Origin of the sequence: Kistimonas scapharcae, assembly GCF_039540975.1 — a bacterium.
GTDB classification, from domain to species: Bacteria; Pseudomonadota; Gammaproteobacteria; order Pseudomonadales; family Endozoicomonadaceae; genus Kistimonas; species Kistimonas scapharcae.
Genome location: NZ_BAABFL010000385.1, coordinates 1 through 11,717 on the forward strand (window position 1 = coordinate 1; position 11,717 = coordinate 11,717).

Consider the following 11,717-nt stretch of genomic DNA (forward strand, 5'->3'; position numbering starts at 1 on the left):
CATGACACGTCTCCTAACCCAAGGAAAACCAGTGTCGTAAGTTTAGACGGGAGAATGGCTTATGTTAGGTGGTAATCAGGTAGCATTATGTGTAGTTATTGCTGCATTCGCCTAACTTTTTATTTCACAAAAACAAATAAATCACTGAAAAAACCTATTCATACTCCCCAAAATGCATATCAAAAAAAAGGCTGCCTTAATCAGCAGCCTTGATATACAAAAAACCTTACCTACCAAACGTTGCCTCTGATTTTTTCAGAAGAGCAACACTTTTCAACGTATTAATCAAATCCATGTACTCAGATCTATCTTTATTGAACGCATCAATAAAGTCCTTACAGTCTTTCTTTATTTCCTGATACAATGCTTCATTATCCGCACCATGAAGATTCACAATCTTCCTAATATTCATTTCCATTCTTTCATAACGTGTCTTATGTACAGGTGCGCTTCCTGAAAGTATTAATTTCGCTATTGCAGATGAACCTGTGCATTTTGTTCTACGCACACCATTAAAAGCAAAAGCTGCTTTGGCATTAGATGACGCACCAGATTTCACAGGGGCGACAGATCCTTTTTTCACAGAAAAACTCGGCTGGATATATAATCTCATAACATACTCCTTTTATTTGTTATTTGAATCATGTTGTTAACATCACGATTACTATACCGAGACACAAGCAAACAACCTATTCAACCAAAGGCTTAACTGACCCACTATAGAAAAACCATATCGAATATCAGTTAAATTATTAATTACAAATCCAACTAACAGACAAATAACCATGCAATCTCAGATGCTGCGCTTCGGTCCTCTCAGTAATCATGCATTACATATAGTGATTGATATGCAGAAAATGTTTGCTGAACCCGGCAATTTTTACTGTGACGGCCTGCAGGCTATCGTACCGGTTATCGCCAATATAGCGCGCAATAAAATACAGAGTACGGTATTCACCCGCTTTCTTCCGCACCAGATCAATAAGCCGCCGGCTTCGCCGTGGCAGGCACACTATCACCAATGGCTGACAGCCGATTTTGGTCAACTGCCGCCGGAGCAATATGACCTGGTTGAGCCTTTGGATCAGCTTTCTCATCCTGACAATACCATTAACAAAAACACCTACTCAGTCTTTGAAAGTCAGGCATTTCAGGGAATATTGGACAAGCAACGACCTGACACCCTGATATTTTCAGGTGTAAAAACCAACTATTGCGTATTGGCCTGCGTGCTGGCGTCGGTAGACCGTGACTATCGAACCCTTGTTGTGACCGACGCAGTGGCCGGTTCATCGGATCAGACACAGCATGCCGTGCTGGACACCCTTCTGCCCCGCTTTATCCACCAGATTGAGCTGGTGACTGCCGATACCCTTTTGCAGTCCTGGAAAAGCGATAGTTGAATAAGTACGTGCTTCAGTAAACCATCGCCATTGTATAGGCGTCACTTCCAGTGAGATTGGTGTTAGGGTAAACAGAATATCAAAAACACGACTTCATGGATGAAGCATGGCCATCAACAAACCACTGATCCTCACCATACTCTTCCTGCTCCTGACAGGCTGCGGCAAACCACTCCCCGAGAACCGGATGAATTACGCCGGCTATTGGACCAGCCATAACATGGTTATCGCCATTCACCCTGACGGCACGGTGAACTACCAGCGTATCCAAGGTCGTACGACAACCAGCGTGAATGGCCCGCTGGCCGAGTTTGCGGGGGATGACTTTGTGGTCGGCATTGGATTTCTGACCACAACGTTCAATGTGTCAGAACCACCCCGCCAGGTGGACGGCGTCTGGCAGATGACGGTCGACGGTGTTCGCCTGACCAAAGTCGTGTCGCCAGAGGAGCCATGACACTCATCGACCCGACCGTTCAGCCGGTTTTCAACCCATAAGGCTATACAGCAGAAGCCGTCTTATCCGGGTGCCGGAATACCGTTTCATCTCCACCACTGCCCATATCAATACAACCAGCGCCTGATTCAGCCATGATGCCCAGTCTCACAATGAATATCTGGCCAACGGTCCCATGAGCACTCTTTGCAAAACCTGTGCGAATCGCCACACCCCCCAGTGCGGCTCTGCCACCTGCCAGGTGCGTCTGCAACGTACGTTACGGGCAATAGAGCGGCACCAGCAGCGCCAACAGGAAGCGATGGGGCGAAATGACCTTACGGCTATCACCCGTCACCAACAGGCAATAGACCGGCTACAAGAAAAACTTGTTCTGCTGCAATGAGCAACAATGCGCTACTTTTACTGGGTCATTTACCATTCATGCAACCGGAAAATACCCTGCCGTCATGCGCCTTTACAAGAATATATTTCGTTTATATTTTCTTTTTCTGTCTATATATTTCATGACAGCCTGCTCAGACACGAGCATCAACGGGCCACAGTTTTCAATTTCGGTCGAATTATCTGAATGGGCCAGTGCCGAACTGAAAGCCCTGCATGAAAAAATTATCGTCGTCGCCTATTTTGATGGGGACAGCAAGCACAGCGCCGACCAGACACTTCCGTCCCTTCGCGCCGTCTATCTGGGCAGTACTGAAGTCCTGATCAAACCGGGCAAGATTGCACGATTTTCCAATATTCAGTTTTCAGAGTGCGATTATCAGCTGTTACAGGATGGCCGTTACAACGTCACCATCAATGTTTATCCAGACAACCGCGAGCAGATGAGAAACGCCCTGCGTTGCACTACGCTCACAGGGCTCAGTTCGGAATTCGACGGACGGACACGAACGGTCAAATGCCGACTCATGAACGAGTGGAATGACAGCGATATACCTGAGATCCACTCACGCCACGAGTTGATTCATCCCCCACACTGTCCGCCAGCCCTTGATGCTGACAGGCTCACGGCGTCTGTGGACGATTACGGGCTTTCCTGGCGGCCGGCTTGAATACCTTTGGCTTTCCACTCGTTTTACGGGCTTGCCCCGAACGAGATGCCGCTTCCTTGCCAGTATTCGGCTGCTTCGGCTTTTTGGGTTTTTTCGGGCGCGGTGGACGGGTATCCAGGCGGGACTCCGGCACATCATGCACAGGCTCAAAGCCATCAACCAGTTTTCGTGTCAGCACCTGGCGGATCAACCGCTCAATATCGGATAACTGCTTGAACTCGTCCGCACTGACCAGAGAGATCGCCTGACCACTGGCGCCGGCACGACCGGTTCGACCGATGCGGTGCACATAATCTTCCGCCACATTGGGCAGATCAAAGTTGACCACCTGGGGCAGCTGATCAATATCCAGACCACGGGCGGCAATATCGGTGGCTACCAGGATGCGGATCGCCCCTGCCTTGAAATCTGCCAGTGCCTTTGTCCGTGCACCCTGGCTTTTATTCCCGTGGATAGCCGCCGCCTTGATGCCCTCACCGTCCAGGTGACGAGTCAGCTTGTTTGCACCATGCTTGGTGCGTGTAAACACCAACACCTGTTGCCAGCGGTTATCATGAATCATCTGGGTCAGTAGAGCAGACTTCTGCTTTTTATCCACCGGACACATCCACTGTTTCACTTTTCTGGCTGTACTGTTTGGCGGATTGACAGAGATTTCTACCGGATTATGTACAAGGCCCTTAGCCAGCTTGCGGATATCATCCGAGAAGGTGGCGGAAAACAGCAGGTTCTGGCGTTTGGCCGGCAGAATCGCAAGAATCTTGCGGATGTCATGAATGAAGCCCATATCCAGCATACGGTCAGCTTCGTCCAGCACCAGCACTTCCAGCTGGTTGAACTTCACGGCATTCTGGTTGTAAAGATCCAGCAGCCGGCCCGGCGTTGCCACCAGCACATCAGCGCCGCGGCGCAGCTTCATCATCTGTGGATTGATTTTCACGCCACCGAACACCACGGTAGAACGCAGCGGCAGATGCCGGCCATACGTTGCCACACTGTCCCCCACCTGGGCGGCCAACTCACGGGTCGGCGTCAACACCAGTGCTCGCACCTGGTTGGACTGGGTCCGTTGCCCCTGCGACAGTCGTTCAAGGATGGGCAGGGTGAACCCGGCCGTCTTGCCCGTTCCGGTCTGGGCTGCCGCCATAACGTCCTTGCCTTCAAGAATGGCCGGTATTGCCTTGGCCTGGATCGGCGAAGGCGTTTCATAGCCCTGCTCAGCAATGGCCTGAAGGATGGGGGCAGATAGTCCCAGGGAGGCAAAGCTCATAATTTCTCTCTGTATTGCACATTAAATAACCAGCCCGGCTGGAGGCCGTGCAGACTACAGTATCTGTCAGTCAATTACTATTATTGCTTTGCCTTAGCACCGAGGATTGGAGCTCAAATCCATCGACAAAATCCTTGCTTTCGAAACATGGTGTGTAAAAGCACTTGTGTCTATGCTTCAGCTGGCAGAAGCATCTATCTTGGCCATACAGCGCCAAAGCGAGTCATAACTTCCAAAACGAGCAGAAACCATGTCTATACCAGCACCGGACCGAATCCTGCAAACCGGACTGGCATTCTGGTCTTCAAAAGTCCTGCTGAGTGCCCTGGAGCTGGATCTCTTTACCGAACTGGCAAAAGCCCCTGCCAACCTGAACGCCCTGACCGAAAGGCTAAAGCTCCACCCGCGCGGCGCTCAGGACTTTCTTGACGCCCTTGTGTCCATGGGGTTTCTGGAACGGCACGAGGGACAATATCAAAACACCGAAGAGACAGCGCTCTTTTTAAACCGAGATCATCCGTCATACATTGGAAGTATTCTTGAACTCGCCAATCACCATTTATACCCGGTTTGGGGGCGATTGACTGATGCCATCAAATCCGGGAAACCCCAACATGATTTCGCTGATGGAAATGAAGATGTTTACAGCATTTTGTATGAAGATGATGACAAACTCGCCCAGTTCATAAGCGCCATGAGCGGAGTGAGTAAAACCTCAAATGGCTGTATTGCCCGCCAATTCCCCTGGTCCCATTTTAAGACGTTCGCTGATATCGGTACCGCAGAGGGAGATCTCGCCATACAGGTTGCATTGTCTCATCCCCACTTAACCGGGGTAGGCTTTGACCTGGAACGTATTGCCCGCTTTTTTAACCACAATGTTAGCCAGCACGCACTCAGTGACCGGCTTCATTATGTCTCTGGTGATTTCTTCGTAGACCCCCTTCCTCGTGCAGATGTCATTCTAATGGGACATATCCTTCACGGCTGGGATATGGGCAAAAAACAATTTCTCATTAAAAAAGCGTTTGAAGCGCTTCCAGAAGGTGGAGCATTGGTGGTGTATGAATCCTTGATTGACGATGATCGCCGGGAAAATACGCATGGATTACTGATGAGCTTGAACATGCTGGTTGAAACGCAGGGCGGATTTGACTTTACCGGTGCAGATTGCTGCAGCTGGCTGGAAGCGGCAGGATTTAGCGGAACGCGAATCGAACACCTGCAAGGCGCAGACTCCATGGTGATAGCGATAAAATAGAATGGCTAGTCTGGCCATCGATTAACGGCATAATACGTATACATTGATGTGTAGATAAAAGCATATATTGCCAGCTAAACATTGCACGACATACCCACCGGTCAACGAAGCATTTTTCCATATGACCCACCACCAATACCCTCCAAAAGAAACAAAAGCCCATCAAAAACAACAAATAAAATAAGGTTAAAAATACAATCGTTTTTTGAAAAAAAAACAAATGGAACGAATTCAAGCCAACAAGGTCATATATATAGTAATACCTGAAACATGACTTAAATCATCCGGAGACCCGCAATGATTGATCCATCCTCCATGAGTCGCCATGGGCAGCGAACAGGCAGTAGGGATGAGAACACAAGCGTAACCCGCCCATTTGGCACAAGAAACATAAGAATAACCTCTCCCTCAGAAGCTGCGTTTCTTACCTGGTGCGACAGGATCCTTACATTCTTCAAATTACTCTTTACTTGTTGCTGTTGGCGCCCTGCACGACAAGTCAATGAAGAGGAACAATCGCTGCTTCCCTCGTTAAGCGGACAAAGAGACGACACATTGAATGTTTCTGAAACAACGCTCAGTTCAATAAATCCTGGGAAATATGAAGAAGAATCACGAGCGCAAGGCATTCACAGTGATGTAGAATCTAACGCCGCTCCCTCTCGCAGTAACAGCCTTCAGAATTTAGCCGACTTATCCGCATCATCCGGCGATGATGAAGATCTGTTGACCGGGACGGGAAAAGGCATATCCAATACCGTTATTGAAGGACCATCACCAGAGAAGGAAGTGATGACTTTACCATCAACCGCTGTGATACATACTCCATCATCCCGCAGGCCAAGCTCTGAACTGCGGGTAACAACCCGTGGCGATATACCTGTTCATGAACAGGGCGCAGCTGCCTTTGTTCCAGTAGAAACAACTGCACTATCGGCTGCTATAACAGACGCTCACATTGCCGAAAATGCACCGCGAGAACCAACACCCGATATCAGTACAGTCCAGCCGGATGACAAATCACTCACCACTCAAAGAGTTTTCTCTTTATTTATTACACCACCAGCTATTGCGGACAAAGACGCCGTAGATAAATTAAAAGAGGCTGATAGAATTGCACATATCAATATTGAAGACGCACTGCTAACAAAATTCGTTAACTTTATTCACTCACATCATCCAGACATAAAATTTAAAAACGCTCACATCGATATTAATAATAGAGCAATCACTAAAGAAAAGCCGCTCATAGTGCCATGCAGAAACGTGGGCAGATTAGAAGGCGCATTTGATTATTCATTTAAAAGAAGAAAAATCCACATTCAAACTCCTACCATATGCATAATATTTCATCACACAAAACCTGAAGCAAGATCTCAACTTAGATGCAGACATCTTCCTAGAGCAGAATTCACAGTTAAGATTATCGATGTACTCTACAACATCACCACAATGGAAATCATTGAGGGCGAGTATAATCAAAACGCGGCACAGGAATTTGTAGATCAAATGAAAAGTATATCTATAGACTAAAAAGTTTTAAACACGATAACAAAAGCACAAACAGCAACATGAACTATCCAATAAAACTATTAACAAAAAAGAATCGACATATAAATAAGGCTTTTATTATCAGAAATAAGATTGACATCAGATACAGTCGCTATTATCAACGACTCGCTAAAATAAGAAAAAAACAATGAAGTAGTTCATAAATAAAGCATTTTTTAAAGCACCTTATAGGCACATAAATATCAAACTATTTATCATCACTTAATAAAAGAGTCAGTCAATTTCACTTGGATATCATCGAAACAGCGCACAACAACTTCGAGGATACGTAGATACCTCTAAGCCCGCTAAATGAGAAACATTCCCTGCGTTAGATCAATTTTGCATATCTGAACTTCTGTCACCATCGTCCCCCTCTGCAAGGTAGCGAATAACGACCTTAACCTAGGGGGCTCCCGGTTCCATGAAGTCTGATATCGAGATATCTCGTAGTGCACGCCTGTTACCCATCACTGATGTTGCAGCCCAGCTCGGTCTAGAGCACCAGGACATAGAACCTTATGGCCACTATAAGGCCAAGGTGCGTATCGATTCCCTCAACAAATTACAAGACAGACCCGACGGTAAACTGGTGCTCGTCAGCGCCATCACACCGACACCGTTTGGTGAAGGCAAGACCGTCAACACCATTGGTCTGACCATGGGCCTGTCCATGCTCGGCCGTAAAGCGATCAGCTGTATCCGCCAGCCCAGCATGGGTCCCGTCTTTGGTATCAAGGGTGGTGCAGCCGGTGGCGGTTACGCCCAGGTTGTGCCAATGGAAGATTTCAACCTGCACCTGACCGGTGACATTCACGCCATCACCAGCGCCCATAACCTGGCATCAGCGGCACTCGACAGCCGCCTGTATCACGAAGAACGTGAAGGTTATGAAGCATTCGAGCAACGCAGTGGTCTGACAGCACTCAAAATTGACAAGAACCGTATCGTCTGGAAACGGGTCGTTGACCACAACGATCGCGCCATGCGCACCATCACAGTCGGGCAACCGGGCAACACTACCGGCGAGAACATGAACGGCGTGCCCCGCGAGGAAGGCTTCGACATCACGGTAGCCTCCGAGCTGATGGCCATCCTGGCCCTGACCGACAGCATTCAGGATATGCGTCGGCGGATTGGTAAAGCGATCCTGGCCTATGACCTGGATGGCAAGCCCGTCACCGCCGAAGACCTCAAAGTGGCCGGTGCGATGACCGCCATCATGAAAGACGCTATCAACCCGACCCTGATGCAGAACCTGGAAGGCGGTGCCTGCCTGATCCACGCTGGCCCCTTCGCCAATATTGCCCACGGCAACTCCTCCATCCTGGCCGATCGCCTGGCGCTGAAAATGGGCGACTATGTCGTCACCGAAGCCGGCTTTGGTTCGGACATGGGTCTGGAGAAATTCTGCAACATCAAGGCACACTACTCCGGCAAGACACCCGATGTAGCGGTACTGGTCTGCTCCCTGCGCGGCCTAAAATCCCATTCCGGCCTGTTTGACCTGAAACCGGGCAAGCCGCTGGACAAGGGCATGATTGAGCCGAACCAGGAAGCGCTGGAAAAAGGCGTCTGCAACCTGCAGTGGCACATCAACAACGTGAAGCGCTACGGTCTGCCCGTGGTGGTTGCCGTCAACCGCTTCCCGGATGACACCAAAGAAGAGTTGAACTGGCTGCTGGAGCAAGCCCGTGAATTCGGCGCCACCGGTGCAGCTATCAGCGACACCTTCCGTTTCGGTGGCGAAGGCGCCATGGCAGTGGCCAGCGAAGTGGAACAGGCCTGCAGCACGCAGCCTGCACAATTCCAACGTCTCTACCCGCTGGACACAGGCCTGCAGGACAAGATCACCACCCTGGCAACCAAAGGGTATGGTGCAGCAACGGTGAACTTCTCCGAACAAGCTGCTCAGCAGATTGCCGAACTGGAAGCCCAGGGCTACGGCAACCTGCCGGTCTGCATGGCGAAGACGCCGCTCTCCATCTCTCACGACCCGATGCTGAAAGGCGCGCCGGTTGGTTTCGACTTCCCGGTTCGAGAGGTTCGCGTGTCTGCAGGTGCCGGATTTGTCTATATCCTCTGCGGTCAGATCATGACGATGCCGGGCCTCGGCTCGAAGCCGGGTTACATGAATATCGATATTGACGACAATGGCCATATTACCGGCCTGAGTTAATCGCTATTGCCTGCTCAGTGACGCCAATCCGATACCCGGATGCGGGTTGGCGCCACTGAGTCTTTGGCATTCCACGCCGTACCGGAATTGATCGCCAGAACCCGGTAAGTCAAGCCCGGAAGCGCACGAACTGCTGCGACAATTACTGACCGCCTGAGACTACCATCACCCGCCCCTGCCGTTATAATTGCCGACCTGTTTCACATCCATGAGCGCACCCTTGTTAACCGGCACCTTCGGCATGCCGGACACAGGGTGATTTCAAGGTAAAAGGCTGTAGCGGAGTCCCCGTTGATTATCTTCACCATTACTAACAAAATCACGAACCAGGTCTATGTCGGCAACACGCGCAACGACCTCGACGACCAATGGCAGAAGATGGTGGCTGCTGCCGAGCAGCAGCTCGACTACCCCCTTTACAAGGACATTCGTGTCCACGGCGCCGACAACTTCTCCGTTGACGTGTACGACTATGTTGAAACCCGTGAAGAGCTGGCCGAGGTGGAACAGGATGCCATTGAGCTGTTCAACGCCAAGAGTCTGAAGGGGTATAAAACTACCACGGTTTGCATTTCCCCCAAGAAAAAGCCCCGTAAAAGCCGCTCCATCTCCGCCATCGAAAAGGAACTGATGTCCCTGCTCGGCGGTGACAGTGATTTCAGCGACGATGATGATGAAACGCCTGTGCCCGTCACCGCAAAGAAAAAGGTGGAGGCAGAAGAGGAAAAACCTCAGGGACGCATTATCAAGGCTGCCTCCGTGAAACAGGAAGCCACCGAACAACCCAGGGAAGCGAAACCCAGTCCGCTGGAACGCACGGTGGCAACCATTGAGGTCTCTCGTCCCGCGGTCGCCAAACCGCAGGCGACAGAAGTACCCGTTCAAACCACCGTCAAACCAGAAGCACCTAAACCCGTTGAACCCGTTCAGCCGGTGCGCGCCTCCCGCAGCAGCTCACTGGTTGACCTGGGCAGCTTTGAACTGGACTCTGCTATTTCTGCCCAGCTTGCGGCCATTACCGCTGCGGCGGATGCGGTATTGGCAGGTGACATCTCAGCAACCGAGTCGCTGACCGACATCACAGCCAAACCGGCCGTCGCCGAGATCGCTGCAGAAGAGGCTACAACAGCCACTGAACAGGTTCAGACAGAGGCCGCTGCGGCACATCCGTCATTGAGCGAAGTCTCAAAAACCATCTGCGGCAAGGAAAAGCGTATTCGCGAAGCCATTGAGCGTCATCGCCAGTCCCGTGCGAGCCGCACCAGTGCCCAGATGAATGAAGAGAAGGAAAAGATCAGCCAGATGCTGGCAGAGTTGGATAACAGAGCCCAGGCTCTGACCCACTCAATCATTCGTCACTGAAAAAAACAATATTGCAAACGCGCCTCATGACTCATGAGGCGCTAGTGGTTAATGTCTTGTCATCGTTACACAACGTGTTTTATTCAAGAACAGACATTAACACCAACGAACTCATCAGGATTGATAGGGATATAAGCTCTTTAGCGAATACCAAGATCGATACAGCTGTACAAATCTTTGGTTATTTGGGTAAATCGCCTTAAAGTGACTATAAACATGCGCAATACTTCTCGTTTGGCATGTGATACCAAACAGCCATTCATCAATATCCGCTGGACTCAAGATATTTTTCACCCTTTCTAATTGAGCATAAACATCAGCTTCTAACTGTTTGGGCTCAGGCATATCCTGATATTGCACCCCTACTTTTCTGCTTAAGTTCATGAGGAGAAGCTCTTTTGCCTTATTCAGGTGTTCTCTCATCACCTCCCTATGACCACCCTTAAACACAGAGTGAATATGTTCCCAGGCTAAATGTTCCCTTAGCGCTTCAACCCCCTTTTCCTTCTTTCTTTTTGACTTTGCCATGTCATCAATTACCCCGTTGAGCCATTGTATATTATATATATGATTTTCCTCTCCTTCTTTTTTGGAGGCTTCCAATTCCGCTATGGCTTGTCGAACTTTACTATCCCAATTGGTGCTTAAAAGATTAGTAATAGCATTAGCAACCGTTTTATCCTCTGACATTCCTGAAACAGAACCTTCAGTCTCTATACCGCTACCGGAGACACCTTCTGCCTCAAAGCCTGATGCTAAAGCCCCCTCTACATTTTCAATCTCAGCGTGCTCATCAGACTTAGAAGGTTCATCCAACGATATTGTTGTTTTTTCAGCACCCTGCAACTTTGGAATAGATTTTTTTGATACTGGCGCAACACTAGATGAATTATCTACACTCCCGGCATCTGCAGCGTCCACACACAATTCTGGATTCTTTTTCTTTTTCTTCTTTTTCTTTCTTAATGTAAGCGTTTGTAGTTCTTCAACAGGAGGGATATCTTTAGTTGATTCAATGCGTGATTGCACTTCTGCTGCTGACAAGCCACGCAAATATACAACTTCATCCTTTTTCACGTCTAGATACTGAAGCTTAGTTTCGGTGTTTGTCAACATAGTTGTCGCCCCAACTCAAGCCGCTTTCTTAAGTTGATCAGCTGAAGATCTGTCGGGATTAAG

The 11,717-nt window shown here is 49.3% G+C and carries 11 protein-coding genes; 8 read left to right on the forward strand and 3 right to left on the reverse strand.

All coding sequences use genetic code 11. From position 1 onward, the window contains the following. Positions 1-226: 226 nt before the first annotated feature. The gene (locus ABD892_RS14075; protein ID WP_345196453.1) at positions 227-613 is read right to left on the reverse strand and encodes a hypothetical protein; all 387 of its coding nucleotides are present in this window, start codon (positions 611-613) and stop codon (positions 227-229) included. A gap of 172 nt (positions 614-785) precedes the next feature. Between ABD892_RS14075 and ABD892_RS14080 the strand changes: the two genes are divergently transcribed. The 4 genes from ABD892_RS14080 to ABD892_RS14095 all read left to right on the forward strand — a co-directional run bounded on the left by ABD892_RS14080 (position 786) and on the right by ABD892_RS14095 (position 2,915). Beyond that, on the forward strand, positions 786-1,403 hold the full coding sequence (locus ABD892_RS14080; protein WP_345196455.1) for a cysteine hydrolase family protein: 618 nt from the start codon (positions 786-788) through the stop codon (positions 1,401-1,403). Between the two features lie 106 nt (positions 1,404-1,509). Further along, positions 1,510-1,860, forward strand: a complete 351-nt coding sequence (locus ABD892_RS14085) for a hypothetical protein (protein ID WP_345196456.1) — start codon at positions 1,510-1,512, stop codon at positions 1,858-1,860. Between the two features lie 175 nt (positions 1,861-2,035). After that, positions 2,036-2,245 (forward strand): hypothetical protein, encoded by a 210-nt coding sequence (locus tag ABD892_RS14090; RefSeq protein ID WP_345196458.1) that lies wholly within the window; start codon positions 2,036-2,038, stop codon positions 2,243-2,245. A 121-nt stretch (positions 2,246-2,366) separates the two neighbouring features. Further along, a complete protein-coding gene (locus tag ABD892_RS14095; protein WP_345196459.1) occupies positions 2,367-2,915 on the forward strand; it encodes a hypothetical protein in 549 nt (182 codons plus the stop codon). Here ABD892_RS14095 and ABD892_RS14100 read toward each other — a convergent pair. Continuing rightward, positions 2,869-4,185 carry a DEAD/DEAH box helicase gene (locus tag ABD892_RS14100; RefSeq protein WP_345196461.1) on the reverse strand — a complete coding sequence of 439 codons (1,317 nt, stop codon included), beginning with the start codon at positions 4,183-4,185 and terminating at the stop codon, positions 2,869-2,871. The genes ABD892_RS14095 and ABD892_RS14100 overlap by 47 nt on opposite strands. Before the next feature lie 250 nt (positions 4,186-4,435). Here ABD892_RS14100 and ABD892_RS14105 point away from each other — a divergent pair, with 250 nt between their 5' ends. The 4 genes from ABD892_RS14105 to ABD892_RS14120 all read left to right on the forward strand — a co-directional run bounded on the left by ABD892_RS14105 (position 4,436) and on the right by ABD892_RS14120 (position 10,538). Then, the gene (locus ABD892_RS14105; protein WP_345196462.1) at positions 4,436-5,446 is read left to right on the forward strand and encodes a methyltransferase; all 1,011 of its coding nucleotides are present in this window, start codon (positions 4,436-4,438) and stop codon (positions 5,444-5,446) included. Positions 5,447-5,743: 297 nt separating this feature from the next. Then, complete coding sequence (locus tag ABD892_RS14110) at positions 5,744-6,979, forward strand: hypothetical protein (RefSeq protein WP_345196463.1); 1,236 nt, start codon at positions 5,744-5,746, stop codon at positions 6,977-6,979. 442 nt (positions 6,980-7,421) lie between these two features. After that, the gene (locus ABD892_RS14115; RefSeq protein WP_345196465.1) at positions 7,422-9,176 is read left to right on the forward strand and encodes a formate--tetrahydrofolate ligase; all 1,755 of its coding nucleotides are present in this window, start codon (positions 7,422-7,424) and stop codon (positions 9,174-9,176) included. A gap of 291 nt (positions 9,177-9,467) precedes the next feature. Then, positions 9,468-10,538: a GIY-YIG nuclease family protein gene (locus ABD892_RS14120; protein WP_345196466.1), complete on the forward strand. Its 1,071-nt coding sequence runs from the start codon at positions 9,468-9,470 to the stop codon at positions 10,536-10,538. Positions 10,539-10,652: 114 nt separating this feature from the next. Here ABD892_RS14120 and ABD892_RS14125 read toward each other — a convergent pair whose 3' ends face one another. Beyond that, positions 10,653-11,615, reverse strand: coding sequence for a hypothetical protein (locus ABD892_RS14125; RefSeq protein ID WP_345196467.1), 963 nt, complete (start codon positions 11,613-11,615; stop codon positions 10,653-10,655). Between the last annotated feature and the right edge of the window lie 102 nt (positions 11,616-11,717).

Bases quoted from the DNA above. Each gene is read 5' to 3' on its own strand.
- ABD892_RS14075 (WP_345196453.1), bottom strand. From the start codon at position 613: ATGAGATTATATATCCAGCCGAGTTTTTCTGTGAAAAAAGGATCTGTC.
- ABD892_RS14080 (WP_345196455.1), top strand. From the start codon at position 786: ATGCAATCTCAGATGCTGCGCTTCGGTCCTCTCAGTAATCATGCATTA.
- ABD892_RS14085 (WP_345196456.1), top strand. From the start codon at position 1,510: ATGGCCATCAACAAACCACTGATCCTCACCATACTCTTCCTGCTCCTG.
- ABD892_RS14090 (WP_345196458.1), top strand. From the start codon at position 2,036: ATGAGCACTCTTTGCAAAACCTGTGCGAATCGCCACACCCCCCAGTGC.
- ABD892_RS14095 (WP_345196459.1), top strand. From the start codon at position 2,367: ATGACAGCCTGCTCAGACACGAGCATCAACGGGCCACAGTTTTCAATT.
- ABD892_RS14100 (WP_345196461.1), bottom strand. From the start codon at position 4,185: ATGAGCTTTGCCTCCCTGGGACTATCTGCCCCCATCCTTCAGGCCATT.
- ABD892_RS14105 (WP_345196462.1), top strand. From the start codon at position 4,436: ATGTCTATACCAGCACCGGACCGAATCCTGCAAACCGGACTGGCATTC.
- ABD892_RS14110 (WP_345196463.1), top strand. From the start codon at position 5,744: ATGATTGATCCATCCTCCATGAGTCGCCATGGGCAGCGAACAGGCAGT.
- ABD892_RS14115 (WP_345196465.1), top strand. From the start codon at position 7,422: ATGAAGTCTGATATCGAGATATCTCGTAGTGCACGCCTGTTACCCATC.